Source organism: Ciceribacter sp. L1K23 (assembly GCF_018122705.1).
GTDB lineage: Bacteria > Pseudomonadota > Alphaproteobacteria > Rhizobiales > Rhizobiaceae > Allorhizobium.
Map to the genome: position 1 here is coordinate 2,993,739 of NZ_JAGRRC010000001.1, position 25,652 is coordinate 3,019,390.

General features: G+C 63.4%; 27 protein-coding genes. 17 read left to right on the forward strand and 10 right to left on the reverse strand.

Annotation, left to right across the window (positions count from 1 at the left end; genetic code table 11):
- The first annotated feature begins 30 nt into the window (after positions 1-30).
- The 7 genes from J5J10_RS14460 to J5J10_RS14490 all read left to right on the forward strand — a co-directional run bounded on the left by J5J10_RS14460 (position 31) and on the right by J5J10_RS14490 (position 7,687).
- Positions 31-1,542 (forward strand): FAD-dependent oxidoreductase, encoded by a 1,512-nt coding sequence (locus tag J5J10_RS14460; RefSeq protein WP_211930410.1) that lies wholly within the window; start codon positions 31-33, stop codon positions 1,540-1,542.
- On the forward strand, positions 1,539-2,159 hold the full coding sequence (locus tag J5J10_RS14465; RefSeq protein WP_211930411.1) for a CDP-alcohol phosphatidyltransferase family protein: 621 nt from the start codon (positions 1,539-1,541) through the stop codon (positions 2,157-2,159). The genes J5J10_RS14460 and J5J10_RS14465 overlap by 4 nt, the downstream gene beginning before the upstream one ends.
- Positions 2,159-2,950, forward strand: a complete 792-nt coding sequence (locus J5J10_RS14470) for a TVP38/TMEM64 family protein (protein ID WP_249116747.1) — start codon at positions 2,159-2,161, stop codon at positions 2,948-2,950. Before J5J10_RS14465 ends, J5J10_RS14470 begins: the two co-directional genes overlap by 1 nt.
- A 2-nt stretch (positions 2,951-2,952) precedes the next feature.
- Positions 2,953-4,182 (forward strand): ABC transporter substrate-binding protein, encoded by a 1,230-nt coding sequence (locus J5J10_RS14475; RefSeq protein WP_211931252.1) that lies wholly within the window; start codon positions 2,953-2,955, stop codon positions 4,180-4,182.
- Between the two features lie 93 nt (positions 4,183-4,275).
- Positions 4,276-5,910: an ABC transporter permease subunit gene (locus tag J5J10_RS14480; RefSeq protein ID WP_349252092.1), complete on the forward strand. Its 1,635-nt coding sequence runs from the start codon at positions 4,276-4,278 to the stop codon at positions 5,908-5,910.
- Positions 5,911-5,940: 30 nt separating this feature from the next.
- The gene (locus J5J10_RS14485) at positions 5,941-6,585 is read left to right on the forward strand and encodes an ATP-binding cassette domain-containing protein (RefSeq protein ID WP_249116919.1); all 645 of its coding nucleotides are present in this window, start codon (positions 5,941-5,943) and stop codon (positions 6,583-6,585) included.
- Positions 6,578-7,687 (forward strand): FAD-dependent oxidoreductase, encoded by a 1,110-nt coding sequence (locus J5J10_RS14490; RefSeq protein ID WP_211930414.1) that lies wholly within the window; start codon positions 6,578-6,580, stop codon positions 7,685-7,687. Before J5J10_RS14485 ends, J5J10_RS14490 begins: the two co-directional genes overlap by 8 nt.
- Before the next feature lie 27 nt (positions 7,688-7,714).
- On the opposite strand, the gene arsK is transcribed toward J5J10_RS14490, so the two are convergent.
- From arsK to J5J10_RS14520, 6 genes are all read right to left on the reverse strand, one after another.
- Positions 7,715-8,941: an arsenite efflux MFS transporter ArsK gene (gene arsK, locus J5J10_RS14495; RefSeq protein ID WP_211930415.1), complete on the reverse strand. Its 1,227-nt coding sequence runs from the start codon at positions 8,939-8,941 to the stop codon at positions 7,715-7,717.
- A 75-nt stretch (positions 8,942-9,016) separates the two neighbouring features.
- Positions 9,017-9,319: a metalloregulator ArsR/SmtB family transcription factor gene (locus J5J10_RS14500; RefSeq protein ID WP_211930416.1), complete on the reverse strand. Its 303-nt coding sequence runs from the start codon at positions 9,317-9,319 to the stop codon at positions 9,017-9,019.
- Positions 9,320-9,388: 69 nt separating this feature from the next.
- Positions 9,389-10,099 carry an arsenical resistance protein ArsH gene (gene arsH, locus J5J10_RS14505; RefSeq protein ID WP_211930417.1) on the reverse strand — a complete coding sequence of 237 codons (711 nt, stop codon included), beginning with the start codon at positions 10,097-10,099 and terminating at the stop codon, positions 9,389-9,391.
- Positions 10,092-10,517, reverse strand: coding sequence for an arsenate reductase (glutaredoxin) (gene arsC / locus J5J10_RS14510; protein ID WP_211930418.1), 426 nt, complete (start codon positions 10,515-10,517; stop codon positions 10,092-10,094). The genes arsH and arsC overlap by 8 nt, the downstream gene beginning before the upstream one ends.
- Positions 10,514-11,215, reverse strand: coding sequence for an MIP/aquaporin family protein (locus J5J10_RS14515; RefSeq protein ID WP_211930419.1), 702 nt, complete (start codon positions 11,213-11,215; stop codon positions 10,514-10,516). The genes arsC and J5J10_RS14515 overlap by 4 nt, the downstream gene beginning before the upstream one ends.
- Positions 11,216-11,266: 51 nt before the next feature.
- Positions 11,267-11,626: a metalloregulator ArsR/SmtB family transcription factor gene (locus J5J10_RS14520; RefSeq protein WP_211930420.1), complete on the reverse strand. Its 360-nt coding sequence runs from the start codon at positions 11,624-11,626 to the stop codon at positions 11,267-11,269.
- Positions 11,627-11,779: 153 nt separating this feature from the next.
- Here J5J10_RS14520 and J5J10_RS14525 point away from each other — a divergent pair, with 153 nt between their 5' ends.
- Together J5J10_RS14525 and J5J10_RS14530 are read left to right on the forward strand one after the other, a co-directional pair.
- Positions 11,780-12,535 (forward strand): cytochrome c oxidase assembly protein, encoded by a 756-nt coding sequence (locus J5J10_RS14525; RefSeq protein WP_249116748.1) that lies wholly within the window; start codon positions 11,780-11,782, stop codon positions 12,533-12,535.
- A complete protein-coding gene (locus J5J10_RS14530; protein WP_211930421.1) occupies positions 12,532-13,032 on the forward strand; it encodes a CopD family protein in 501 nt (166 codons plus the stop codon). Before J5J10_RS14525 ends, J5J10_RS14530 begins: the two co-directional genes overlap by 4 nt.
- Here J5J10_RS14530 and J5J10_RS14535 read toward each other — a convergent pair.
- The gene (locus J5J10_RS14535; protein ID WP_211930422.1) at positions 13,010-13,510 is read right to left on the reverse strand and encodes a DUF2231 domain-containing protein; all 501 of its coding nucleotides are present in this window, start codon (positions 13,508-13,510) and stop codon (positions 13,010-13,012) included. The genes J5J10_RS14530 and J5J10_RS14535 overlap by 23 nt on opposite strands.
- Positions 13,511-13,588: 78 nt before the next feature.
- Between J5J10_RS14535 and coxB the strand changes: the two genes are divergently transcribed.
- The 3 genes from coxB to J5J10_RS14550 are packed head-to-tail and all read left to right on the forward strand — an operon-like array spanning position 13,589 to position 17,060.
- On the forward strand, positions 13,589-14,242 hold the full coding sequence (gene coxB, locus J5J10_RS14540; RefSeq protein WP_211930423.1) for a cytochrome c oxidase subunit II: 654 nt from the start codon (positions 13,589-13,591) through the stop codon (positions 14,240-14,242).
- Positions 14,239-16,749 (forward strand): cytochrome c oxidase subunit I, encoded by a 2,511-nt coding sequence (ctaD, locus tag J5J10_RS14545; protein ID WP_211930424.1) that lies wholly within the window; start codon positions 14,239-14,241, stop codon positions 16,747-16,749. Before coxB ends, ctaD begins: the two co-directional genes overlap by 4 nt.
- Positions 16,746-17,060: a hypothetical protein gene (locus J5J10_RS14550; protein WP_211930425.1), complete on the forward strand. Its 315-nt coding sequence runs from the start codon at positions 16,746-16,748 to the stop codon at positions 17,058-17,060. Before ctaD ends, J5J10_RS14550 begins: the two co-directional genes overlap by 4 nt.
- 13 nt (positions 17,061-17,073) lie before the next feature.
- Here J5J10_RS14550 and J5J10_RS14555 read toward each other — a convergent pair whose 3' ends face one another.
- On the reverse strand, positions 17,074-17,232 hold the full coding sequence (locus J5J10_RS14555) for a hypothetical protein (protein WP_211930426.1): 159 nt from the start codon (positions 17,230-17,232) through the stop codon (positions 17,074-17,076).
- A 181-nt stretch (positions 17,233-17,413) separates the two neighbouring features.
- On the opposite strand from J5J10_RS14555, the gene cysQ reads away from it, so the two are divergent.
- From cysQ to aguB, 5 genes are all read left to right on the forward strand, one after another.
- On the forward strand, positions 17,414-18,202 hold the full coding sequence (gene cysQ / locus J5J10_RS14560) for a 3'(2'),5'-bisphosphate nucleotidase CysQ (protein WP_211930427.1): 789 nt from the start codon (positions 17,414-17,416) through the stop codon (positions 18,200-18,202).
- A 123-nt stretch (positions 18,203-18,325) separates the two neighbouring features.
- Positions 18,326-19,573, forward strand: coding sequence for an FAD-binding oxidoreductase (locus tag J5J10_RS14565; RefSeq protein ID WP_211930428.1), 1,248 nt, complete (start codon positions 18,326-18,328; stop codon positions 19,571-19,573).
- Between the two features lie 298 nt (positions 19,574-19,871).
- On the forward strand, positions 19,872-21,227 hold the full coding sequence (locus J5J10_RS14570; RefSeq protein WP_211930429.1) for a glutamine synthetase family protein: 1,356 nt from the start codon (positions 19,872-19,874) through the stop codon (positions 21,225-21,227).
- A gap of 2 nt (positions 21,228-21,229) precedes the next feature.
- Positions 21,230-22,534: an FAD-binding oxidoreductase gene (locus J5J10_RS14575; RefSeq protein WP_211930430.1), complete on the forward strand. Its 1,305-nt coding sequence runs from the start codon at positions 21,230-21,232 to the stop codon at positions 22,532-22,534.
- A gap of 10 nt (positions 22,535-22,544) precedes the next feature.
- The gene (aguB, locus tag J5J10_RS14580) at positions 22,545-23,417 is read left to right on the forward strand and encodes an N-carbamoylputrescine amidase (RefSeq protein WP_211930431.1); all 873 of its coding nucleotides are present in this window, start codon (positions 22,545-22,547) and stop codon (positions 23,415-23,417) included.
- A 25-nt stretch (positions 23,418-23,442) separates the two neighbouring features.
- Here aguB and J5J10_RS14585 read toward each other — a convergent pair whose 3' ends face one another.
- Both J5J10_RS14585 and J5J10_RS14590 read right to left on the reverse strand, forming a co-directional pair.
- Entirely contained in the window at positions 23,443-23,940 is a 498-nt protein-coding gene (locus J5J10_RS14585) for a gluconokinase (RefSeq protein WP_249116749.1), read from the reverse strand.
- Positions 23,941-24,034: 94 nt separating this feature from the next.
- Positions 24,035-25,633, reverse strand: a complete 1,599-nt coding sequence (locus J5J10_RS14590) for a GMC family oxidoreductase N-terminal domain-containing protein (RefSeq protein ID WP_211930433.1) — start codon at positions 25,631-25,633, stop codon at positions 24,035-24,037.
- Between the last annotated feature and the right edge of the window lie 19 nt (positions 25,634-25,652).

Consider the following 25,652-nt stretch of genomic DNA (forward strand, 5'->3'; position numbering starts at 1 on the left):
GCGAGGCCGCCGAACCGACCAGGAGCCTTTATGGTATCGCCCGATGAAACCCTCCAGCCGAGCAAGGGCAGCTTCACCCGCCCGAAGCGGTTCGACAGAAATCTGGTGGTGATCGGCGCGGGATCGGCCGGCCTTGTTTCGGCCTATATCGCAGCCGCCGCCAAGGCCAAGGTGACGCTGGTCGAAGCCCACAAGATGGGCGGTGATTGCCTGAATTTCGGCTGCGTCCCGTCCAAGGCTCTGATCAAAAGCGCCCGGGTTGCGCATCAGATGCGTCATGCGGACCACTACGGCCTCAAGGCCGTCGAGCCAGAGGTGCCGTTCTCCGCCGTGATGGAACGCGTTCACCGGGTGATCGCCGACATCGAGCCGCATGATAGCGTCGAGCGCTACACCGATCTGGGCGTGGAGGTGCTGAAGGGCTACGCGAAACTGATCGATCCCTGGACCGTGGAGATCGCACTGAACGACGGCGGCATCCAAAGGCTCACGACACGCGCGATCATCCTGGCCACTGGAGCGCGGCCATTCGTTCCACCGATCCCCGGCATCGAGGAGGTCGGCTACCTCACCTCCGACACGCTCTGGGACCGGTTGCGGGACCGGTCGAAAGTGCCGCGGCGGCTGGTGGTACTGGGCGGCGGGCCGATCGGCTGCGAGCTGGCGCAGAGTTTTGCCCGGCTCGGCTCGGAGGTGACCCAGATCGAGATGGCGCTACGGCTGATGATGCGCGAGGACGAGGATGCGGCGGAGCTCGTGACTGCCTCCCTGGTGGCAGACGGCGTCAGGGTGCTGACGAAGCACAAGGCCGTCGCCTGCGGTGTCGACGACGGAGAGAAATGGATCGATGTCGACCATGATGGCGGGAAGACCCGAATTGCGTTTGACGAGATCATCGCAGCGGTCGGCCGTTCGCCACGTCTCACGGGCTTTGGGCTCGAGGAACTCGGGGTCAAGGTCGATCGGGTCATCGAGACGAACGAGTATCTCCAGACCCTCTATCCAAACATCCTGGCGGCGGGAGATGTCGCGGGTCCGTACCAGTTCACCCATGTTGCTGGCCATCAGGCATGGTTTGCGGCGGTCAATGCGCTGTTTGGCGATCTGAAACGCTTCAAGGCTGATTACAGCGTCATCCCGTGGGCCACGTTCACCGATCCCGAGGTCGCGCGCGTCGGCCTTTCAGAGACCGAGGCGACGGAACGGAAGGTTGCGTACGAGGTCACCCGGTTCGGGATCGACGATCTCGACCGCGCTATCGCCGACGGTTCGGCGCGCGGCTTTGTGAAGGTTTTGACGGTTCCAGGCAAGGATCGCATCCTAGGGGCAACGATCGTTGGCGACCATGCGGGAGACCTGCTGGCGGAATTCGTCTTCGCCATGAAGCATGGGCACGGGCTCGGCAAGATCCTCGGCACGATCCACATCTATCCGACACTCGCCGAAGCCAACAAGATGGTCGCCGGCACGTGGCGTCGCAACCACATCAACGGCTTTCTGCTGTCGCTGCTGAAGCGGTTCCAGACCTGGAGGCGCGGATGATCGACGCCCGCATCCTGCCGCTACAACGGAGCGTGCTGCAGCCGATCGCCGAATTTCTCGCACGGCGCGGCGTCAAAGCCGACACGCTCAGCCTCTCCGGCTTCGCGCTTGGCGTCGGCGCCTTCGCCGCTCTTGCCTTCGGCTATTGGCTTGCGGCGCTGGCGCTGATCCTCGGCAACCGACTGCTTGATGGGCTTGATGGCGCCGTGGCCCGGATCCATGGCCCGACCGATCGGGGTGCCTTTCTCGACATCGCACTCGACATGGTGTTCTACGCGCTGATCCCGCTCGGATTTGCCGTCCAGTCTCCGGAGTTCAATGCGCTGCCGGCGGCGGTGCTGATCGTCTCTTTCGTCGGCACGGGCTCTTCATTCCTGGCGTTTTCCGCCGTTGCCTCAAGGCTTGGCAGAAAGGCACCCGAATTTCCCACGAAAGGGATCTACTATGCCGGGGGACTGGCGGAAGGTTTCGAAACCATCGCGGTCTTTGTCGCGATCTGCCTTTTCCCGACGGCTTTTCCAGCCATCGCCTACGCGTTTGCATTGCTGTGCGGCATTACCACCCTGATCCGCTGGCGGCAGGCGTGGGTGGTATTCTCGGGCGAGCGGAGCGAATGATGTCAAGCCGTGACGCTGCAACCCGCTACCTCCCGCTTTTGCTCATCGCGACAGGGCTGCTGCTCGGCTACCTTTTCGGCCTGCAGAACTATCTCAGCCTCGGTTATCTCGCCGATCAGCGCGAGGCCTTGCGTGCCTACGTCGATGAACATCTGGTCTGGTCCGCGACAGTGTTCGTCGTGATCTACGTTCTTGCTGTCGCGTTTTCCTTTCCCGCGGCGTCTATCCTGACCATCTTCGGCGGATTTCTGTTCGGATGGCTGATGGGGGGCGCTCTGGTGGCGATTGCGGCAACCGTCGGCGCATCCATTCTCTTTCTGGCAACGCGATCGGCCTTCGGCGGCTTTTTGCGCCACCGCGTCGATGGTGTCGTGAAGCGGCTTACCGACGGCTTCAGGCAAAACGCCTTCGGCTATCTGCTGGTGATCCGGCTGGCGCCCGTCTTCCCGTTCTTCGTGGTCAATATCGCTGCCGCGCTCTTCGATATCAGTCTGACGCGGTTCGTTGCTGCAACCTTCATCGGCATCCTGCCAGGCACATTCGCCTACGCCTACCTTGGGCAAGGCGTCGACAGTGTGCTGATCGCGGCGCAGGCGGCGGGACGCGAGGCACAGATCGCCGACCTGGTGACCCGGGACATCACGCTTGCGTTCCTGGGACTGGCCGTGATCGCCGCCGTGCCTACCTTGCTCAGGCATATTCGACGAGACCGGGGACAGGCGGCATCAGTGCCGACAGGGCAAGCACCGACAGTGCCGAACGACAAAAACGAAACATGGGAGAATGAATGAGAATGGGATTCGCCAAGACAGTTTTTGCCGCCGGCATTGTTGCCGGCCTTGCGGCTTTCAACGCCATGGCGGCCGAACCTGACGCCAAGGATTGGGCGGCCATCGAGAAGGCCGCGGCCGGTCAGACGGTCTACTTCAACGCCTGGGGCGGCTCCGAAAACATCAATGCCTACCTCGAATGGGTGGGTTCGGAGATGCAGAAGCGTTATGACGTCACCGTCGTCCAGGTAAAGCTCGACGATACCGCAAGCGCGGTCTCCAAGGTGGTGGCGGAAAAGACGGCCGGAAAGGACGAGGGCGGATCGGTCGACCTCATCTGGATCAACGGCGAAAACTTCGTGTCGATGAAGAAGCAGGGCCTGCTTCTGACGCCCGGCTGGGCGACGTCGCTGCCCAACTGGCAATATGTCGACACGGAAAACCAGCCGACCATCCTCACCGACTTCACTGAGCCGACCGAGGGTCTGGAGAGCCCGTGGGGCGGCGCGAAGATGGTGTTCTTTCACGACAGCGCCCGGACAGATCCTTCGGCAATGCCGGACAACGCAGCGCAGTTGCTTGACTGGGCGAAGGCCAATCCTGGGCGCTTCTCCTATCCGGCCCCACCTGATTTCATCGGTTCCTCCTTCCTGAAGCAGCTACTGAGCGAGGTCATCGACGATCCTTCGAAACTTGCAAAGCCAGTGAACGAGAAAACGTTCGAACGCGATGTCGAGCCGCTCTTTGCCTATCTCGACCAACTGCATCCGGTTTCCTGGCGGTCTGGCAAGGCCTTCCCGAAGAACTACCCGGACATGAAGCAGAAACTCGCCGACGGGGAACTGGATATCATCTTCGCGTTCAATCCGGCCGAGGCCTCGGCAGGCATCAAGGCCGGAGAACTGCCGGAGACGATCCGGTCCTTCTCCTTTTCCGGCGGGACTCTCGGCAATACCCACTTCGTCGCCATCCCCTACAACGCCAATGCAAAGGAAGGGGCCCTGCTAACGGCCAACTTCCTGATTTCGCCGGAAGCGCAACTGCGCAAGCAGGATCCGACCTATTGGGGCGACCCGACCGTGCTCTCGCTCGCCAAATTGCCCGAGGCGGACCGGACCGCCTTTCAGTCGCTCGATCTCGGCGTCGCTACGCTGTCGCCCGACAAGCTCGGCCCGGTCATCGCCGAGCCGCATGCAAGCTGGATGGAGCGGATCGAAAGCGAGTGGCGCCGGCGCTACGCGAGCGGCAACTGATCGGTGCCCGGCCACAGCATCTCGACAACCGGATCCGGCCAAGCCGTCGCTCTTTTTGCAAGGGCGGCGGTTCTTCTCACGTTCGCGCTTCTGGTGCTGCCTATAACCTTTGGTCTTGCCGGTACCATATTGCCCGCCTTCGGCTACCTTCCGGCGCTTGGCGGCAACACGTTCGGACTGGAGGCGTTCGGCCGGCTGGCTGAAACACCCGGCGTCGGAGAAGGCGCGATCCTGGGCCTCGCGTCCGGGATTGTGGCAACAGCGCTTTCGCTCTCGATCACGCTGGTGTTCGTCGCGGGATTTGCTGGCACGCCGGCACTCTCGCGCCTGCAGCATCTGCTCTCGCCGCTGCTGGCGGTGCCGCACGCCGCCGCTGCTTTCGGCCTGGCCTTCCTGATTGCCCCCTCCGGCTACCTGATCCGGCTTGTCGCCCCTCTCTTCGGTATCGACCGGCCGCCAGACATCCTCATCCCCCATGATCCGATGGGGCTGACGATGATCGCGGGGCTGGTGATCAAGGAAACGCCATTCCTGTTTCTCGTAACGCTTGCGGCCCTGCCCCAGGTGGATCTCGCCGCCACTCGCAGGCTTGCCGCGTCATTCGGTTACGGGCGGATCGCCGGCTTCGTCTACCTCATCTGGCCCTCGCTTTACCGACAGATCCGGTTTGCGGTCTATGCGGTCATTGCCTATTCCACCTCGGTGGTGGACGTGGCGCTGATCCTCGGGCCCAACCTTCCGGGCACGCTGGCCACCCGGCTCGTACAGTGGATGAACGACCCGGACCTCTCCATCCGGTTTCTCGCCTCGGCAGGCGCCTTGCTGCAGCTCGCCGTGACGCTTGCGGCGTTGCTTCTCTGGCATTTGCTGGAGCGCCTTTGCGGGACACTGGTTTGTCTCTGGCGGGACCGCGGGTACCGCGCCGTCCGCGACGGCACCCTGCGAAGCCTCTCCGCGCTCATCATCGGCACCATTGGCGTGACCGTCTTTGCCGGTATCGGCATCCTGGCCGTCTGGTCCGTGGCAGGCCTCTGGCAGTTTCCCGATCTCATGCCCCAATCCCTGACGCTTCGCAGTTGGCAGACCGCGCTGCCGCGCATCATGGAGCCGCTGGTCACAACGCTTTCGACCGGTTTCGTCTCGACCCTCATTGCTCTCTTTCTCACAATCGGGTGTCTGGAACGGGAGACGCAGACGGGACGGACAGGCAGAGATAAAGGCCTGCTGATCCTCTATCTGCCGCTGATAGTGCCGCAGATCACCTTCGTCTTTGGCCTGCAGTTGCTGTTCATCGGCAGCGGCAGCCAGCATCGCCTTGCCGCGTTGGTCCTCGTTCATCTCGTCTTCGTGCTGCCCTATGTCTTTCTCTCGCTCGCCGATCCGTGGCGCTCGCTCGATCGCCGCTATGAGGTTATCGCGACAGCGCTCGGAAAATCCCGGCTCACGGTTCTGCTGCGCATCCGCCTGCCAATGCTGCTGCGGCCGCTTCTGACAGCCTCGGCCGTTGGCTTCGCGGTCTCGGTCGGGCAATATCTGCCGACGCTGCTTGTTGGCGAGGGTCGGTTGACCTCCATAACGACGGAGGCAGTCGCTCTCGCGTCAGGCAACAATCGCCGTGTCATCGGAGTTTATGCCCTCTTGCAGACCCTCTTGCCGTTCGTCGCCTTCGCTTTGGCCGCCCTTCTGCCCGCTGTCCTTCACCGCAATCGCGGCGCCATGAGGATTTGATCCGTGCCTCAAGCCGATCCGAACCGGAACCTGCGCCTGTCGAGCGTCGTCATTCGCCTGAATGAAACGATCCTCATCGATCTGTCCGCCAGCATAGCGCCGGGCGAGGTCCTCACTGTCATGGGACCGTCGGGCTCGGGGAAATCGACCCTGCTGTCGTTCATCGGCGGGTTTCTCGATCCGGCCTTCCAGGCCAGCGGCGCGGTGTCGATCGGCGATACCGACCTGCTTTCCCTGCCAGCCGAAGCGCGGCGGGCCGGCATCCTGTTTCAGGATGCGCTGCTGTTCCCGCACATGTCCGTCGGTGCCAACGTGGCGTTCGCGCTGCCGGCCAGCCTCACGGATCGAAAGGAGCGTTATCGGATCGCAGCCGAGATTCTTGTGGAAATGGAACTAAATGGATTCGAGACCCGCGACCCGGCGACGCTGTCCGGCGGGCAGAAGGCTCGGGTGGCGCTCGCCCGGGTCCTCGTCTCCCGTCCCCGGCTGCTGTTGCTCGACGAACCGTTTTCGAAGCTGGACATGGGGCTTCGCACCCAAATGCGCGATCTGGTCTTTACCAAGGCCCGGGAGGCTCGGCTGCCGGTGATCCTTGTCACCCATGACGAAGCGGATGCCGTCGCTGCCGCCGGACCAATCCATCGTGTGGAAACGCCGGTGTCAGGCCATGAATGAGGCAACCGAAGGGGCAATCGTTCTCGTTGGCGGCGGCCACGCCCATGTCGAGGTCGTCAGGCAGTTGGGCTCTCTGGCACTCGACCGGGAGATCGTCCTGGTCTCACCATCGCGCCACACTCCCTATTCCGGCATGCTGCCAGGCTACATCGCCGGGCAGTATACGTTCGAGGACTTCCATATCGATCTCGCCGGGCTTTGCGAGCGATGCGGCGTGTCCTTTCTCGAAGCCGCCGTCACAGGCATCGATCCCGCCCATCGGCGCGTTTCGCTCCCGGATGGGCGCATTCTGGATTACGCCCTGCTGTCGCTCGACATCGGTTCGACGCCGTCACTTCCCGAAAGCGTCTCGGGCGGCGTATCCGTCAAGCCGATCGCCAGTTTCACGGAACGGCTTGCCCGGCTGGATGCTCTGGCCACCAGGCAGGATGAACCGCTGCGGCTTGCCGTGATCGGTCAGGGCGTGGCCGGCGTCGAGGTGGCGCTGGCACTCAAGCATCGGCTGGATGGGCTGACGGAACATCCCGTAGAGATTGCCCTCGTAGGACGGGCGCCGGTGCTCATTCCGGAACGCGGGGCGCTGGCACGGCGGATCATAGCGCGCGCGCTGGAGCAGGCCGGGATTGCGCATCACCCGCTGTTTGATGTCGTAGGCTTCGACCGGGGGCAACTCGCGGCACGCGACGGCCGGCGGCTTTCCGTGGATGAGGTGGTTTGGACGACCTCGAGCGGCGCGGCGGGCTGGCTGACCCAGACGGGGCTGTCGCTTGACTCGGCCGGCTTCATCCGGGTCGACGAGACTCTACGCTCCGTCTCACACCCGGAAATCTTCGCCGCCGGCGACATTGCATCCTTACCCGATCCACGGCCCAAGGCAGGCGTCTTCGCCGTCCGTCAGGGACCGATCCTGGCCGAAAACATCGGCCGCACGATCGCCGGGCAGCCACTGCTTCATTACCGGCCGCAACGTGCCTGGCTCGCGCTCATCTCCTTGGCGGACGGCCGGGCCGTGGCCGACAAGTGGGGGCTCGCGGCTTCAGGCCAATGGGTTTCCGCCTGGAAACACAGGAACGATACCGATTTCCTACGTCGGTATCGTTAGAGCTCGATTACGCTTCCACGGCACCGTCTAGCCTAACGCATCCACCGCCATCCGCAGGCGTCGGCGCTGCGTCACAATGAGAATGCCGACGAACGCCATGGCGCCCGCAAGTCCGGTCGCCACGACGACCCACAGCGAATGTTCGACTCCAAGGCCGGCCATGGAGATCGACATTCCGAGCGGCGCCACCGCCGACATCACCTGCTTGGCGGCCGTGGACCAGCCGAGCCGGCTGCCATACCCCTTCCGACCGAACAGCTCGAGCGGCAGCGTGCCGGCAACGATGCTGTTGAGGCCGGAGCCGAGCCCCATGCAGATCGCGAAAAGAACCGCGCCAGCAAACCAGGGCGTGGTCGACAACAGGATCACCAGCCCCAGCGGCATCAGGATGGACGCGATCACCGCGAGCCAGGCCTGCGACAGCCCCTTGCCGAAGATCAGATTGACGAAGCGGCTGGCCACCTGCGCCGGCCCGAACAGCGAGGCGACCACGAGGCCGGCCGCGCCAAGACCGAGCGCCTGGGTCAACGGCACCATATGGACGAGAATGGCCGAGAGCGCATAACCCTCGATCGCAAACCCGAGCAGCATGAGGGTGAAGAGCAGCGATCCGCCGTGCGACGTCGCCGTATCGGACTCCACCGGCGGCGCCTGCCGATCGGCTATGACAGCCCCTGTCGTCAATCGCGACAGGGCGAGGTGTACCGGCAGGCAGACAATGACGTGCAGAGCGCCATAGGCGAACAGGATCTCCCGCCAGGACATCATGCCGTGAAGCCAGCTCGTGAGCGGCCAGAACAACGAGGAGGCAAAGCCGGCGATCAAGGTGAGGTGCACAATGGAGGTCCGCGCCGTCGGCTCGCCGGCCTGGACGATCGCGGTGAATGCCGTCGAATAAAGCACGCCGGTGGAGACAATCTCGACGGCAGCGAGGATGACCGCGAAACTTATGCGTTCCGGCGCCGACGCCAGCAGGAAAAGGCCGAGCGCCGAGCCTATCGAGCCGAACGCCATCAGGCGCCCTGCCCCCCATCGGTCCGCAAGGCGACCGGCAGTTGGCGCGGCGAAGGCGCCAATCAGCAGGGCCAGCGAAAACGCGCCGAACACCCACTGCTCCGAAGTCGCGAAATCGCGTGCGACAGCGGGCACGAGAATGCTGAAGCAATAATAGAGTGTGCCGTAACCGATGACCTGGGTTGCCCCCAGTCCGGCCAGCGCCCACAAGGGCAGTTTGCGATTGACAGCATCAGACATCGTTTGGCGAGCCGTCAGGGCGGGGGGGCGCCACAATGGGCACCTGGAATGGACCAGCGAACACTCGATTATCCTTCATAGCCTCCCACAGCCTTCCTCGATACAGCACTCGTCCGAGAGAAAGCCGATCAGGCCCTGCATGCTTTCATAGTCCGCACGGCAGACGAGGGTCGTCGCCTGCCGTTCCTGGGAGGCGAGCCCCGCTTCCACCAACCGCTTCAGATGATGCGAGAGAGTGGAGGCCGGGATGCCGACACGCTCCTGCAACTGCCCGACCGGAAGTCCGCCATGGCCAGCCCTCACCAGCGCCCTATAGATCTTCAGGCGGGATGTATTGCCCAGGGCTTCCAGTTGGGATGCAGCTCTTTCCACGTTCATGGAAATAACGTAGCCACACGCGCAGCGGGCGTCAATCGCTATTTCTACCAACATCGAAATAGCGCGCCGTCATGTCGACTCCTTCAGATTCACCCGGGCTTCGAGTTTTGCGGCCTCTTCCTTCCGTTCGCTGTAGCGGTCGGTCAGGTAGGCGGAGCAGTCCCGCGTCAGCAGGGTGAACTTCACAAGTTCCTCGCAGACATCGACGACGCGGTCATAATAGGACGACGGTTTCATCCGTCCGTTTCCGTCGAATTCCTGAAAGGCCTTGGCGACACTGCTCTGGTTGGGAATCGTGATCATCCGCATCCAGCGACCGAGAAGGCGCATCGCATTCACGGCATTGAAGCTCTGGGACCCACCGGAGACCTGCATAACCGCGAGCGTCTTGCCCTGGGTCGGGCGGATAGCCCCGATCGACAGCGGGATCCAGTCGATCTGCGCCTTCATGATGCCGGTGATCGCTCCGTGGCGTTCCGGGCTGACCCAGACCTGCCCTTCCGACCATTCCGACAGTTCGCGCAGCTCCGCGACCTTCGGATGGCTGGCCGGCGCATCGTCGGGAAGCGGCAGGCCCGACGGATTGAAGAACCGGACCTCCGCGCCGAAATGCTCCAGCAATCGCCCGGACTCCTCCGCCAGAAGACGGCTGTAGGAGACCTGCCGCAGCGAGCCGTAGAGGATCAGGATACGGGGCGCATGCGTGGAGAAGACGGGACGAAGCAGTGTCAGGTCGGGCTTGCGAAGATGCGCGGCATCGGCCGCCGGGAGATCAGACAATGCGCTTGCCCTCCGCGTCCAGCACCGCCTCGCCGTCCTCCTTCACGAACGGCCCCTTAAAGGCATCGGCGGGCAGGATGTCGAGCACCACTTCCGAGGGCCTCGACAGCCGCGTTCCCATCGGGGTGACGACGAAGGGGCGGTTGATCAGGATCGGATTGGCCAGCATGGCCTCGATAAGCTGATCATCGGTCAAGGCCGGATCATCGAGGCCGAGTTCGGCATAGGGCGTGCCCTTTTCCCGGATCGCCTGGCGCACGGTCAGGCCGGCGTCCGCAATCATCTTCACCAGCGTCTCGCGGCTCGGCGGCGTCTTCAGATATTCGATCACGACAGGCCCGATGCCGGCATGGCGAATGAGGTCCAGCGTGTTGCGCGAGGTACCGCAGGCGGGGTTGTGGTAGATGGTGACGTTCATGGACGTTCCGTTCCTTCGGGTACGATCGGAGGGATTTCGTTGCGGTTCTCGGCGAAGAGCCAGCCGGCGGCGGCAGCGGCGACCAGCGCGCCGGCGATTTGCGCGAGGATGAAGCCTGTAAGGTCGATCGGGCGGATGCCGGCGAAGGTGTCGGTCAGGCTGCGGGCGATCGCCACGGCCGGATTGGCAAAGGAGGTCGAGGCGGTGAACCAGTAGGCGGCGGTTATATAGAGCCCGACCAGCATTGGGATGGCCTCCGTCCGGAAGCGCAACCCGCCCAGGATGGTCAGTAGGAGTCCGAACGTCGCGACCATTTCCGCCGTCCATTGGGACGCGCCTGACCGAACCGTTTCCGCGACCTGAAAGACGGGCAAGTCGAACATGGCGTGGGCCACGAGCGTGCCGGCAATCCCGCCGAAGATCTGCACGAGCATGTAAGGCAGGACGGCGAGCCTCTCCAGTTCCTTGCGCAAGGCAAAGACCATGGTGACCACGGGGTTGAAATGGGCACCAGAGATCGGCCCCAGGATCGTGATCAGCACGAAGAGGATCGCGCCAGTCGGGATGGTGTTTCCGAGCAGGGAGACGGCGACGTCGTCGGAGAGCCGGTCCGCCATGATGCCCGAACCGACGACGGTTGCGACAAGCATGGCGGTGCCGAGGGCCTCGGCTGCCAGACGGCGGGACAGATCGGCCATTTCAGTCAACCGCCATTCGCATTGCAGGTCTTTTCGGACATGGCGGGCCTCTCAGTTGGCTCTGGGCGATTGAAGGGACGGAGTGCAGCAGGTGAGATCGTCGATGAGCGGCTGACAGAGGCTGGCATTGCCGCCGCAGCAGTCCTTGAGCAGATAAAGAGCGACGGTGCGGAACCGGTCGAGGTCGACACGGTAGAGGATCGAGCGGCCCTGCCGCTCTCCCGCGACAAGGCCGGCTTGGGACAGCGTCGCGAGATGCGCCGACATGGTGTTCTGCGGCACCCCGATCAGTCGGGCCAGTTCGCCCGCCGGCACTCCATTCGGTTCGTGCGAAACCAGAAGCCTGAATGTCTGCAGCCTCGTCGGCTGGGCGAGGGCGGACAGCGCGTCAATAGTGGTTTTCTCATCCATATATCCAGAATAATGGATATATTTAAACTGTCAATCCGGCGAAAATCATCGTTCTCCATTTTTTGGGGAACAAAATCGTCTCCCATCGATTTCGCTGCGAGGCAGTCAGGAAGGGGCGACCATGAGACTGATCCAGACGGCGCGGGAGACGTGATGCCGCCCACCCCGATCACAGATCCCTATTGCGGTCCGGCACCGGACCCGTCGACATGGTTGTGGCGGTGGAATTTCGATCCACCGGTGTTGCTGGCGCTAGGACTTCTTGCGGTCGTTATTCTGAGGCGTTCGAACGGAAGAACCGCTATTCTTTCGGGTATGACCGGGTGGCTCCTGCTGTTCGCAGCGTTCGTCTCACCGCTCTGCGCGCTCGCCTCGGCGCTGTTTTCCGCTCGCGTCCTCCATCACGTTCTTCTGGTCGCGGGTGCGGCACCGTTTCTCGCCGCCGCACTTCCCTCGAAAACCCTGGCCGTTCCGCGCATGTTGTCACCCGGCCTGGTTCTGGCGATCCATACGCTGTTGTTCTGGTTCTGGCATTCGCCAGTTGCCTATGCCTTCGCGCTCTCCTCCGATCCCGCCTACTGGCTGATGCAGGGGAGCCTTCTTGGTTCGGCGCTTTGGGTTTGGGCCATCATCCTGTCGCCGAGTTGCCATGCCGGCACAGCACTCACGCTGCTTCTCGGCAGCGTTCTGCAGATGGGCATGCTCGCCGCATTGCTGACCTTTTCGCGCGGGCCGCTCTACGAAGCCCATTTTATGACGACGGTCGCTTTCGGCCTCACCCCGCTGCAGGACCAGCAACTGGCCGGCGTGTTCATGTGGGTACCTGCGGCCCTGCCCTATCTGATCGTGGCACTTATGCGACTGCGCACGCTTCTCCAGGACGAGGCGGAGGGTAATAGCACCCCATGATCGGCATCGTGAAGTTCGTGCACATCGCAGCCATCTCGATCTGGGCGGCGGGCATCATCAGCCTGCCGGGGCTCTATGTGCAGCGTGCGCATGTCAAAAGCGGCAACGACCTCTACCGGCTGCAGACGCTGGTGCGCTTCGCCTTCGTCGCGATCATCTCGCCCGCGGCCTTTCTCGCCATCATGAGCGGCACCGCGCTCATCTTCCTGCGCGAGACGTTCGAACCCTGGTTTTCCGCCAAGCTGGGGTTCGTTGCCATACTCGCTATCATCCACGTTATGACGGGGTTAGTGGTCATCCGTCTCTTTCGGGAGGGAGAGGTCTATCCGGTCTGGCGGTTTGTCATGGCCACGGCGATCAGTTGCGCGGTCGTTCTCGCCATTCTGTTCATCGTATTGGCAAAGCCTCATATCGCGACTTCGCTGCCTGCCGACCTTTTTGAACCCGGCGGACTGAAGCGGCTCTACGACCGCATCAGTCCTTGGCCGACACCATGAGGCCGACTCCGTGATCGAAGATCAGCTTGCCCCCATGCCAGCCGGCAATGCCCGCGAGGACGCAGGTAAGGCACGACAGAAGAAGCCCGTGCGGCAGAACGACCGCCGGGTCGACCAGCCGAATGCCCCAGTTCATGCCCATCGCCGAGATCAGGGTCATGGCGGCGATCGCGTGGGCCCAGCTTGCGGCGCGTGCGCGGATGCCGGGAACCGCGAGCAGTTCGACCGTCCCGACCACCCCCGCCGCGACGCCGAACAGGAAAGCAGCGCCGGTGCTCCAAACAGTAACGCGCAGCCAGAAGGGATCTCCGGTCCACCAATAGAGAATATCGATGCCGAACGTTGCGAAGACGAAGGCGATGGGGAAATGCACGCTCATCGCATGCAGCGGGTGCCCTCCGACCGCGACGAAGGAAGAGACATCCTTTTCTTCAAGCTGCTCTATGACAGGATTGCCTTTGTCTTCGGTTTCTTCCATCTGCGGTCTCCTTTTCCCACCGTAATCCGCGGTGGGTGCTTCCAGTTCCATCGGGTGGTAGCGTTCAGCCTCTTGCCCATGCTTGCGGGATGTACGGGTGACCTGTCAGCGCTCGATCCTGCCGGACCGTTCGCTGGCGCGATCGCGCGGCTCTGGTGGCTCATGTTTGCGGGCGCCACCGTGATTTTCGTGCTCGTCCTCAGCCTCTTCCTGATCGTCATGCGCCGGCGTGGAACCGGCTCCCGCTTCTCGCCATCTTCCTGGATCTGGGCCGGTGGGTTCGTGCTGCCACTCACCGTGCTCGTCGCGCTGATCTTCCATGGCCTGATCCAGGGCGAATACCTTCTGAAGGGCGAGGACGACAGCGCCATGCTCCGGGTGGAAGCGCACGGGCAACGGTGGCAATGGGAGTTTCGATACGCCGATGCTGGCGACGTCATCTCCAGCCCGGGTGTGCTACACATTCCCGTCGGCCAAGTGGTCGAGGTGACCGCCACCAGCGACGACGTGATCCACAGCTTCTGGGTGCCGCGCCTCGGCGGCAAGATCGACGCCATTCCGGGCCACGCCGCCAAGGTCCGGCTGCTGGCCGACAGGGCCGGACGTTATGGCGGCATCTGCGCGGAATATTGCGGCACGGGACACGAGGGCATGCGCTTCGAGGTTCAGGCGCATGAGGCGGAAGACTTCGCGGGCATTCTCGACGCCCTCAGACAGGGAGAGGCACGTTGACACCCGCACGAGGCAGCAAGGCCATTCGCCTACACCGCGAACTCACGGCGATCTGGGGCACGCCCCCCGGCTTCGGCCAATTCAAGGCGGTCAACCACACGGTCGTCGGCAAGCGGTTCATGCTGACGGCGCTCGTCTTCTTCGCCATTGGCGGGGTACTGGCGATGCTGATCCGCACCCAGCTCGCCACCACGGACAGCGCCTTCCTCGACGCCGCCGCCTATGCGCAGGTCTTCACCATGCATGGCGTGGTGATGATGTTTCTCTTCGCCATTCCGTTCTTCGAGGGGCTGGCGATGTATCTGCTGCCGAAAATGCTGGGAACCCGCGACCTCGCCTTCCCGCGCATGTCCGCCTATGGCTACTGGTGCTATCTGTTCGGCGGAACCTTCCTCATCATCGCGCTCATCGCCGGCATCGCGCCCGATGGCGGATGGTTCATGTACACGCCGCTATCGTCGCGCGTGTTTTCCCCCGGCGTCAATGCCGATGTCTGGCTGCTTGGGATCACCTTCGTCGAAATCTCCGCGCTGTCGGCGGCGATCGAAATCCTAGTGTCGATCCTGAAGCTTCGGGCACCGGGCATGTCGCTCACCCGCATGCCAATCTTTGCCTGGTACATGCTTGTTGTCGCCGGCATGATGCTGATCGGCTTTCCGCCGCTGATCCTCGGTTCCATTCTGCTGGAGGCCGAGCGTGCCTTCGGCCTGCCCTTCTTCGATCCGACGCGTGGCGGCGATCCGCTTCTCTGGCAGCATCTGTTCTGGCTATTCGGCCACCCGGAGGTCTACATCATCTTCCTGCCGGCGGCGGGCGCTCTCTCAACGATTATCCCGACCCTCGCCCGGCGTCCGCTGGAAGGCTACGAGATCGTCGTCGCCGCCATCCTCGCCATGGGCTTCCTCTCGTTCGGCCTCTGGGTGCACCACATGTACACAGTCGGCATCCCGCACGTGGCGCTCTCCTTCTTCTCGGCCGCCAGCGGTCTGGTGGCGATCCCGACCGGCATCCAGATCTTCGCCTGGCTCGCGACGCTGGCACATGGTCGCCCGCGATGGTCGATCCCGATGCTGCATGTCTTCGGCTTTTTCTTCGTCTTCGTGCTCGGCGGGCTCACCGGCGTGATGCTGGCCATGGTGCCGTTCGACTGGCAGGCGCATGACACCCACTTCGTCGTCGCCCACCTGCACTACGTTCTGGTCGGCGGTTTCGTCTTTCCGATGCTCGCGGCAGCCTATTACTGGATGCCGCACATCTTCGGCCGACAGTCCGTGCAGCACCTGTCTCACGCCGCCTTCGCAATGATCTTCATCGGCTTCAACACGACCTTCTTCGCCATGCACCTGACGGGGCTGTTGGGCATGCCGAGGCGCATCTATACCTATCCGGCCAATGCCGGCTGGGAAACGCTCAACTTCATTTCATCGATGGGCAGTTTCGTAATGTCGATCGGCTTTGCGCTGGTCGCGCTCGATCTGCTGTTGCTCGCGCTGTTCGGAAAACCGTTCCGACGCAATCCCTGGAAAGCCAGCACACTTGAATGGGCGGCCCCGACGCCCGCAACCGCCTACGCCTTTGCCTCGCTGCCAGAGATCACCGCGCGTGCCGATCGCCTCGACCCTGACAGCCTTGGGCCGAAGCTCGCGGCGGGAGAAGGTTATCTGGGTTTCGTCCGTCGCGAGCGCATGGAGATACTCGGGGTCGATATGGTCACCGGGAAGCCGGACCAGTTGATCATCCTTCCCCCGCAGACCTGGTTGCCACTCGTCACGGCGGTCGCGACCGGCACATTTTTCGCACTCTTTCTATTGAAGCTCTACTGGATGGCGCCGCTCGCCATGCTTCTTGTCATCGGCCTCTTTCTCCTGTGGACCCGAACAACCGGTCTCCGAGAGGATGAGAACGATCTCGATATCGGTCAAGGTGTCGCGCTTCCTTCGCATGTCCAGACGGAGAAGCCGCCAGCATTCTGGGCGCTGACCTTCACGCTCGCGGCGGATGCGACGCTCTATATCTCGCTGCTGTTCGGCGCCTTCTTCCTCTGGCTATCGGCGCCGAACTGGGATGCCCGCGAGATGGTGGAGCCAAACCTTCTCCTGTCAGGCATGGCAGGCCTTCTCCTCATCGGCGCCAGCCTGTTCGGCCGCGCGGCGAGTTCGGCCGGTCCGAGAGCCGCGGTGCAACTCTGGCTGACCGCCCTCTGCCAGGCCGGCGCCCTTTCCATTCTGGTGTTCATGGTGGCGGATATCTCGGATCTTGCCAGCCGGCATGCCTCGCCGGCCAGCATCCTGGCGGTCTGGACGCACGCCGCCCTTCATACGCTGATGGGGATGGTCTACGGCCTCTACGGGCTATGGCGGCTTCAAACCGGCTTCGTCTCGCCGAAACGAAGCCTCGATCTGCGACTGGGCAGGCTCTGGCATGATTTCACCGCCCTCGCGGGCCTCATCGCGCTTGCCTTTCCATTCATTCTTCAGGCGCTGCCGGCTGTGGGAGCAAGTCCGTGACGCGAAATCCGTTCATCGCCCTTCTTGCAGGCTTTGTCGTCTGGTCCGCCGCCTTCCTCTTCCTCTACGGCTTGCAGGCCACCGGATGCCATCTCGGCTGGCACACCGTCGACTTTGGCGGGATTTCGCTGCTGCGGGTCCTATTGCTGGTGAGCTTGATAGCGACGATCGGCACGCTGCTGGTGATCCGGCTGCGGCTTCGGCCAGCGGGCGAGACAGGACTTCTCGCCCGCATCGTCAACCTCGCCAATCTGGCGGCCGTCATCTCCACCTTCTGCTTTGTCGGGGTCGCCTGGCTGACGATGTGCTGATGCCGCCGCTCCTTTACGGGTCCTTGCGGCCGTAGAGCTTGTCTTCCGCGTCCACCTGGTCGGCCCGCTCTTTCGTGGTCAGCCTGCGCTGGCGGAGAATGGCGTAGATGAAGGCGCCCGCGAGAAGCAACGGTCCACCGGCAACGGCGAGGAGCCAGAGATAATCGATCATCATCTTTCCTTCCGGTTCGGGAAAATGTCCTTGTTTGGCAAACCCGGCCTGAGAGGCTTTGTTCCGGACTGACCCGGCGGCGAGACGCGGCCACCTCAAAAAGCGAGGCGACAAGGGGCGACGGTCGATGCTAAGGCTTTGAGCAATACAAACGATACGGAGGGGAGTCCGTAAACTGGTGATGGTGGAGTCGTTTCTGCAGGCAGCGCTCGAGGCGAGCCGGATCATACTTTCGGTCCGCAAAACCGGCCCCGAAGTCGAGTTGAAGGCGGATTGCAGCCCCGTCACGGAGGCCGATCGTCGTGCCGAGACGCTCATTCTCGATAGGCTGGCCGTGCACCATCCCAGCATCCCCGTCGTCGCGGAAGAAGCCGTCGCGGCAGGCTGTGTGCCGGACATTTCTGGCGGCCGCTTCATTCTCGTCGACCCGCTCGACGGTACCCGTGAATTCATTGACGGACGCGCGGACTTCACCGTCAACATCGCACTTATCGAAAACGGCGTACCAATTGCCGGCGTCGTCGTCGCGCCGGCAAAGGGCGTCGCCTATCTCGGGGAAAACGGTCACGCCGAAAAGCTGACGATCGGCGGCGACTGTTCGATCGCGACACGCGAACCGATCCGGGCACGGCCCGCAGTAGCTCCGCCCGTCGCGGTCGCTAGCCGCTCCCACGGCAATGCGGAAACCGACGCCTATCTCGTTGCGGCCGGCGTGACGGAATATTGCGCCGTCGGCTCGTCGCTGAAGTTTTGTCTTGTCGCCGAGGCGCGGGCCGACATCTATCCCCGCTTCTCGCCGACGATGGAATGGGACACCGCCGCCGGCGATGCAATATTGCGCGCTGCCGGGGGAAGAACGCTAGGCCTCGATGGTGAAGCGCTCCGCTACGGCAAGCGCGATCAGGCGCCGGAGCGGGCTTTCGGCAATCCGTCGTTCATCGCCCACGGCGCTCCACCCATCCAGGGGTGAGGTCTCCCGCATTTTTGCAACGCCGCGCGTGATTTCCGTGACTTGCGGCATTTTTTCGTTTGCGCCGCATCATTGGCGATAGCATCTTGCGTAGCGTCACATTTCGCATGGAAATCTAAAATCATGTCTGCAGATACGCTCGTCCTCGGCGCCGGAATCATCGGCGTTTCCACCGCAATCCACCTCGCGCGCCGGGGTCGCTCGGTGGTTCTCGTCGACAGGCGCGGAGCCGGCGAGGAAACCTCGTTCGGCAATGCAGGCCTGATCCAGCGCGAGGGCATCGTGCCCTACGGCTTCCCGCAGGAGGTCGGCATGCTCGTGCGCTACGGCCTCAACAACCGGATCGACGCGCATTATCACGCCAGCGCCATCCCGAAGCTCGTGCCGTTCCTGTCGCGCTACTGGTGGCATTCCAACAATGTCCGGCACAAGGCGATCGCCAACGCCTATACCCCGCTGATCGAGAACTCGATCTCGGAACATGCGGACCTGATAAAGGCCGCCAAGGCGGACAACCTGATCCGCAAGGACGGCTGGATGGAGGCGTTTCGGACGAAGGCCGCCATGGACACGGAAGTCGCCGAGGCCGAACGTCTCGGCAAGGTCGCCGGCATCAGCTTCACGGTGCTGACGGCCGAGGATCTCGCCCGCGTCGAGCCGCACCTGACCGACGAATTCGTCGGCGCTCTGAAATGGAATGACCCCTGGTCGGTGACCAATCCGCACGCGCTGACCATGGCCTATCTCGCCTATTTCGAAAGCCTCGGCGGCAAGTTCGTCAACGGGGACGCCACCACCTTGTCGGCGAACCGCAAGGGCTGGCAGGTCAGCACCGCCGACGGCATTGTCGAGGCGAAGGACGTCGTGCTGGCGCTCGGGCCCTGGTCCGAGGACGTGACGCGGAAGCTCGGCTACAGCTTCATCGTCGGCGTCAAGCGCGGCTACCACATGCACTACGCGGCCTCCGGCAATGCCGTGCTCAACAACTGGACCATGGACAAGGAGCGCGGCTATTTCCTCGCGCCGATGGAAAAGGGCATCCGGCTGACAACAGGCGCCGAATTCGCCGATCGCGACGCGCCGAAATCGCCCGTGCAGCTGGAACGGGCCGAAAAGGTGGCCCGCACCATCTTCCCGCTCGGCGATCGGCTGGACGACGAACCCTGGATGGGCGCCCGCCCGTGCACTCCGGACATGATGCCGATCATCGGCAAGGCACCCCGCCACGACGGCCTCTGGTTCGCGTTCGGACACGCTCACCACGGCCTGACGCTAGGGCCTGTGACCGGACGCCTGATCGCCGAGGCGATGACGGGCGAAAAGCCCTTCCTCGACATGAGCGCCTGGCGGCCGGAGCGGTTCAAGGCCTAGCGAACTGCTGCAATGGTAACACCAACATGGCCGCGGGCTGGCAAATGCGGCCATTTCGTGTTACGACGATTTTTAGTCATATGACCAATTTTCCATCGGAAGGTGGAGTAGCCGGGCCGGACCCTGGGTCCTTTCGCAGCGTGAGTTGCGCCCGGCCGGAGAGTGTAGAGGCGAAGGCATGGTTCGTTTTCTGACCTACGACGCGGATGTCGGCGACCGTTAGCGTCGCCCGTTTCCACGTTTGCGCATGGCGTCGGCCGTGCGAGGATCAGATCGTCGAAACCACTGCCGGTGCCTCATGGACATTGAAAGCCAAGCCAAAGCCTTTTTCGAAGCCAATCCCGATATCGAAGTGCTGGAAGCCTTCGTCATCGACGTCAACGGCGTGCCGCGCGGGAAGTGGATTCCCCGGGAACGCGCGCTCGACGTGCTGACCAAGGGCATGGCGATGCCGCGCTCGGTCTACGCGCTCGACGTTTGGGGCCGCGACGTGAACGCCGCCGGTCTTGCCGAAGGAACGGGCGATCCGGACGGTATCTGCTTTCCGGTACCCGGCACGCTGTCGCGCGTGACCTGGCTCGAACGTCCGACCGCACAGGTCCTGCTGCAGATGAAGGTGGAGGACCAGCCGTTCTACGCCGATCCGCGCCAGGTGCTCGCCAATGTGCTGGAGCGCTTCAAGGCGATGAAGCTGACGCCCGTCGTGGCGACCGAACTCGAATTCTACTTGATCGACCCGGTGCGCTCCGCGCTCGATCCGGTGCGTCCGCCGAATACGCGCGACGGTCGGTGGCACACCGGCCAGACGCAGGTTCTGTCGATCTCCGAACTCCAGGATTTCGAGGAGGTGTTCCACGGCATCTCGACCGCCGCTCGCGCCCAGAACGTACCCGCGGACACGACCCTGCGGGAAAACGGTCCCGGCCAGTACGAAATCAATCTCAACCATGTGCCGGACGCGCTCGCCGCCGCCGATTACGCGGTACTGCTCAAGCGCATCGTCAAGGGCGTGGCCCGCGCTAAGGATCTCGACGCCACCTTCATGGCCAAGCCCTACGGCACCCAGGCCGGCAGCGGCATGCATGTGCATTTCTCGATCCTTGACGAGAATGGCAAGAATATCTTCATCGGCGAGGACGGACCGACCGAGAAGCTGATGCATGCGGTCGGCGGGCTTCTGGAGAACATGGGCGAGAGCATGGCGATTTTCGCCCCGCACCAGAACTCCTACCGTCGCCTGCGCCCCTCCGAGCACGCGCCGACTTATGCCTCATGGGGTTTCGACAACCGATCCGCCGCCGTGCGCGTCATCACCGCTTCCAAGCCCGCCACCCGCATCGAGCACCGCGTCGCCGGGGCCGATACCAATCCCTATCTGGTGGTGGCGATGATCCTGTCGGCGGCGCTTGCCGGCCTGCGCGAGCGACTGGCGCCGGGCGGGGCGATCACCGGCGACGATCACGCCATCAATCACGAGCCGCTGCCCACCAACTGGGACTATGCAATCCAGCGCTTCGGCAAGTCGAGCTTTGCCTATGCGGCGCTCGGGCCGAAATTCCGCAGCCTCTATACGGCCTGCAAGCATCAGGAAATCTCCGAATTCTCGCTGCGCGTCACTGATGTCGAATACGACGCCTATATCCGGACGGTATGATCATGAGCCAGAACACGACCTCGCCCACCAATCCCGGCCACGCCAATACCTGGTACGCCTTTTCCGCCAACGACAAGCGCGTGCGCGAAACACTCCAGGGCGAGCATGACGCCGACGTCTGCATCATCGGCGCCGGCTTCACAGGCATTTCCGCGGCCCTTCAGCTCGCCGAGACCGGCTTCAAGGTGATCGTGCTGGAAGGCGAACGCATCGGCTTTGGCGCCTCAGGGCGCAATGGCGGGCAGATCGTCAACGGATACAGCCGTGACCTGGAAACGATCGCCAAACGCTACGGCCAGGACAAGGCGAATGCGCTCGGCAAAATGTCGCTGGAAGGCGGCGCGATCATCCGCGAGCGGGTCGCGAAATATGGCATCCAGTGCGATCTCGTCGACGGCGGCTTCTTCGCGGCCTTCACCGACAAGCAGATCCGCGAAATGGCGCATGTGAAGGCTCACTGGGAAAAGCACGGCCATACCGGTCTCGAAATGGTGTCGAAGGCCGATGTCGGCAAATACGTGAAGGCCGACCGCTATGCCGGCGGCATGATCGACCGGCTCGGCGGCCACATCCAGCCGCTCAACCTGGTGCTGGGCGAGGCTGCCGCGGTCGAAAGCCTCGGCGGCAAGATCTTCGAAAACAGCCGCGTGATCGACCTGAAGATGGGTGCCAATCCGGTGGTGAAGACCTCAGGGGGCCAGGTTACAGCGAAATACGTGCTGGTCTGCGGCAATGCCTATCTCGGCTCGATGTTGCCGAAGATCACCGACAAGATGATGCCCGTCTCCAGCCAGGTGATGGCGACGGAGCCGCTCGACAAGGCGCTGATCGAGGAACTCTTGCCGGCGAACTACTGCGTCGAGGACGCCAACTACGTGCTCGACTATTATCGCCGCACCGCCGACAACCGCCTCCTTTATGGCGGCGGCATCGGTTATGGCGGACAGGACCCGGCCAACCTGACGGGCGTGATCCGGCCGAACATGCTGAAAACCTTCCCGCAATTGAAGGACGTGAAGATCGATTTCGCCTGGAGCGGCAATTTCGCGCTGACGCTGACGCGCATCCCGCACATGGGCAAGCTGGCCGACAATGTCTATTTCTCGCATGGCGATTCCGGCCACGGTGTCACCACGACGCACCTGCTCGGCAAGATCCTCGGCGAAGCCGTCAACGGCCATGCCTCGCGCTTCGACGTCTGGTCTTCGCTCACCGCCTACCCCTTCCCCGGCGGCAAGACCTTCCGCGTGCCGCTGACCGTGCTCGGCGCCTGGTGGTACGGCATGCGCGACAAGCTCGGCATCTGAGGAGACCACCATGCGTCACGTCACCGTCGCCGCCACCCAGATGGCCTGCACCTGGGACATTCCAGGCAATATCGCCCGGGCCGAAAACCTGATCCGCAAGGCCGCCGCCGACGGCGCCCAAATCGTGCTGATCCAGGAGCTGTTCGAGGCGCCGTATTTCTGCCAGGACCAGATCAGCGAGTTCTTCGACATGGCAAAGCCGTTCGAGGGCAATCCGCTCGTCGCACATTTCTCGAAAGTCGCTGCCGAACTCGGCGTGGTTCTGCCCATCAGCTATTTCGAGAAGGCAGGGTCAGCCTTCTTCAACAGCGTGGCGATCGTCGATGCCGACGGCACGGTGCTCGGCAACTACCGTAAGAGCCATATCCCGGATGGTCCCGGCTATACGGAGAAATACTATTTCTCGCCGGGCGATACAGGCTTCCGCGTCTGGAAGACGAAGCATGCGACGATCGGCGTCGGCATCTGCTGGGACCAGTGGTTTCCGGAGGCCGCGCGCGCCATGGCGCTGAAGGGCGCCGAACTCCTGTTTTACCCCACAGCAATAGGCTCGGAGCCGCAGGACCCGACCATCGACAGCGCCGCGCATTGGCAGCGCGTGATGCAGGGTCATGCGGCCGCCAATATCGTGCCGGTGATCGCCTCCAACCGCATCGGCGTCGAGGCCGGCCGCAAGGGTACCGAACTCACCTTCTACGGCTCGTCCTTCATCGCCGGCCAGACGGGCGAGAAAGTCGCGGAGGCCGACCGGGTGACCGAGAGCGTGCTGACGGCAACCTTCGACCTCGACGGGATCGCGAAGCAGCGCGCTGCCTGGGGCCTGTTCCGCGATCGCCGGCCGGAGCTTTACAGGCCGCTAATGTCGATGGACGGTATCTGTTAATGCCGTGACGCGACGCGGGCCGGCCTCAAAGCCCCCGCATCGCCTCGTCGACGATCCCTTCGACGCTCTGGTCGATATCGACAGTCACCACGCCCGGCTCACCGGTCGGCACTTCCAGCGTCGCCAGCTGGGAATCGAGAAGCGAAAGCGGCATGAAATGGCCGGTGCGGGCGCCCATGCGGTCCTTCAGGAGTTCGTAGGAGCCGGACAGGTAGACGAAAGCGAGGTTCCCGCCAACCGCATTGCGCAAGCGGTCGCGATAGACCTTTTTCAGGGCCGAGCACGAGACGACGATCCCCTCGCCCTTCGCGAGCTTGTCCGCCATCAGCGCGCCGATCGTCTCCAGCCAGGGCCCGCGGTCCTCGTCGGTGAGCGGGATGCCCTTCGCCATCTTCTCCACATTGGCGGCCGGATGCAGGCTGTCGCCCTCCACGAAGGCGAGCTTCAGCCGCCTCGCAAGCAGGTCCCCCACCGAGGACTTGCCGCAGCCGCTGACGCCCATGACGATGATTGCACGTTGCATGCCCTGTCTCCGCTGATCGATACGCGGCATGCCTGACCAGATGCGACCGCGCCTGTCAACGACTGATCTGGCGCGCTCCAATCACACCGCCATGTCAGGCGGCCCGCATGGCGGCGGCAATCTTTTCCGCCATCATAATGACAGTTGCATTGGTGTTGCCGCCGATCAGCATCGGCATGATGGAAGCATCGATGACGCGAAGACCATCCACGCCGCGCACCCTCAGGTCGGGATCGATGACAGCGCCTCCGTCCACGCCCATGCGGCAGGTGCCGACGGGATGGTAGATCGTATCGGCGCGCGCACGGATCGCCGCAGCCAATGTGGCATCGGAGCCATCGGCGAGAGGATGCAGGTTACGCCGACGATAGGACGAGAAATGGCCGCTTTCCATGATCGCGCGCGTGATCTTCGCGCCGGCTACCATGCCAGCCATATCCTCGGGAGCGGAGAGATAGGCAGGATCGATCAGCGGCGGCCGGAAAGGATCGGCATTTTGTAACGAGACCCTGCCGCGCGATTGAGGCCGCAGCAGGCACATGTGGCAGGAATAGCCGTAACCGAGACGGAGCTTGCGGGCGTGATCCTCCACCATCGCGACCACGAAATGCAGTTGCACGTCCGGTCGGGCCAGCGCCGGATCGGTCTTCACGAACGCCCCGGATTCGGCAAAGGTCGAGCGGAGATGCCCGATGCCCTCGCGGCGCCATTCCCTCGCCGAGCGAATGATATCCGAGAGGCCGGACAGGCCGAGCCCGATCATGTCCCGGTCGTTGGAGCGATAAATGAAGGTGTAGTCGAGATGGTCCTGGAGGTTGGCGCCGACGCCTCCGCTATCCGCGACGACATCGATCTCGTGTCGTCGCAACTCGTCGGCGGGGCCTATGCCGGAGAGCATCAGCAATTGCGGGGACTGTAGCGCACCGGAGCACAGGAGAACCTCCCGCTCGGCCCGCACGACGAGTTCCTTGCCCGACTGGCGTATGGCGACACCGGTGGCGCGACCGCGCTCGAACAGGATTCGGGTCGCATGGGCTCCCGTCATGATCGTCAGGTTCGGCTTTTCGCGGCCGTGCAGATAGGCGGCCGCGGCGCTGCATCGCTCGCCCTTGCGGTCTCCGTGCCAGAACTGGGTGACCTGAAAGAAGCCGGCGCCCTCCTGGTCGAGGCCGTTGAAGTCGTCGTTGCGGCGTACGCCCCTGCTTTCGGCTGCGCGAAGGAAGGCTTCGTTGACCGGACGTGCCCAGTCCGGATCGCAGACCTGCAACGGTCCCCCGACGCCATGGAGGTCGCTCGGTCCGCGGCTGTTGTCCTCGGCCTTCAGGAACCACGGCAGCACATCTGCGTAGGACCAGCCCGCGCAACCTGCCGCCGCCCAGTCGTCGTAGTCGCCGGGATGGCCGCGCACATAGAGCATGGCATTGATGTTGCTGGAGCCGCCGAGGCCGCGTCCACGTGGTTGGAAACCCTTGCGCCCGCCGAGCCCTGCCTGTGGAACGGTTTCAAATGCCCAGTTGGCGGACCTAATATGGCCCGGCACGATCGCCGCCGCGCCGGACGGGATCCGGATAAAAATGTTCCGACCGTCGCCACCTGCCTCCAGCAGGCAGACCCGGACATCAGGATCCTCGCTCAGTCGCGCCGCCAGAACCGAGCCCGCCGAACCGCCGCCGACGATGACATAGTCAAACATGCCAGGCATCCTCCCCGAG

Bases quoted from the DNA above. Each gene is read 5' to 3' on its own strand.
- J5J10_RS14470 (WP_249116747.1), top strand. From the start codon at position 2,159: ATGTCAAGCCGTGACGCTGCAACCCGCTACCTCCCGCTTTTGCTCATC.
- J5J10_RS14565 (WP_211930428.1), top strand. From the start codon at position 18,326: ATGTCTGCAGATACGCTCGTCCTCGGCGCCGGAATCATCGGCGTTTCC.
- J5J10_RS14575 (WP_211930430.1), top strand. From the start codon at position 21,230: ATGAGCCAGAACACGACCTCGCCCACCAATCCCGGCCACGCCAATACC.
- arsK (WP_211930415.1), bottom strand. From the start codon at position 8,941: ATGTCTGATGCTGTCAATCGCAAACTGCCCTTGTGGGCGCTGGCCGGA.
- J5J10_RS14555 (WP_211930426.1), bottom strand. From the start codon at position 17,232: ATGATCGATTATCTCTGGCTCCTCGCCGTTGCCGGTGGACCGTTGCTT.
- J5J10_RS14590 (WP_211930433.1), bottom strand. From the start codon at position 25,633: ATGTTTGACTATGTCATCGTCGGCGGCGGTTCGGCGGGCTCGGTTCTG.
- J5J10_RS14570 (WP_211930429.1), top strand. From the start codon at position 19,872: ATGGACATTGAAAGCCAAGCCAAAGCCTTTTTCGAAGCCAATCCCGAT.
- J5J10_RS14535 (WP_211930422.1), bottom strand. From the start codon at position 13,510: ATGGAAGAAACCGAAGACAAAGGCAATCCTGTCATAGAGCAGCTTGAA.
- J5J10_RS14515 (WP_211930419.1), bottom strand. From the start codon at position 11,215: ATGGCCGATCTGTCCCGCCGTCTGGCAGCCGAGGCCCTCGGCACCGCC.
- J5J10_RS14530 (WP_211930421.1), top strand. From the start codon at position 12,532: ATGATCGGCATCGTGAAGTTCGTGCACATCGCAGCCATCTCGATCTGG.
- aguB (WP_211930431.1), top strand. From the start codon at position 22,545: ATGCGTCACGTCACCGTCGCCGCCACCCAGATGGCCTGCACCTGGGAC.
- coxB (WP_211930423.1), top strand. From the start codon at position 13,589: ATGCTTGCGGGATGTACGGGTGACCTGTCAGCGCTCGATCCTGCCGGA.
- J5J10_RS14500 (WP_211930416.1), bottom strand. From the start codon at position 9,319: ATGAACGTGGAAAGAGCTGCATCCCAACTGGAAGCCCTGGGCAATACA.
- arsC (WP_211930418.1), bottom strand. From the start codon at position 10,517: ATGAACGTCACCATCTACCACAACCCCGCCTGCGGTACCTCGCGCAAC.
- J5J10_RS14585 (WP_249116749.1), bottom strand. From the start codon at position 23,940: ATGCAACGTGCAATCATCGTCATGGGCGTCAGCGGCTGCGGCAAGTCC.
- J5J10_RS14520 (WP_211930420.1), bottom strand. From the start codon at position 11,626: ATGGATGAGAAAACCACTATTGACGCGCTGTCCGCCCTCGCCCAGCCG.
- J5J10_RS14525 (WP_249116748.1), top strand. From the start codon at position 11,780: ATGCCGCCCACCCCGATCACAGATCCCTATTGCGGTCCGGCACCGGAC.
- cysQ (WP_211930427.1), top strand. From the start codon at position 17,414: ATGGTGGAGTCGTTTCTGCAGGCAGCGCTCGAGGCGAGCCGGATCATA.
- J5J10_RS14475 (WP_211931252.1), top strand. From the start codon at position 2,953: ATGGGATTCGCCAAGACAGTTTTTGCCGCCGGCATTGTTGCCGGCCTT.
- J5J10_RS14490 (WP_211930414.1), top strand. From the start codon at position 6,578: ATGAATGAGGCAACCGAAGGGGCAATCGTTCTCGTTGGCGGCGGCCAC.
- J5J10_RS14460 (WP_211930410.1), top strand. From the start codon at position 31: ATGGTATCGCCCGATGAAACCCTCCAGCCGAGCAAGGGCAGCTTCACC.
- J5J10_RS14465 (WP_211930411.1), top strand. From the start codon at position 1,539: ATGATCGACGCCCGCATCCTGCCGCTACAACGGAGCGTGCTGCAGCCG.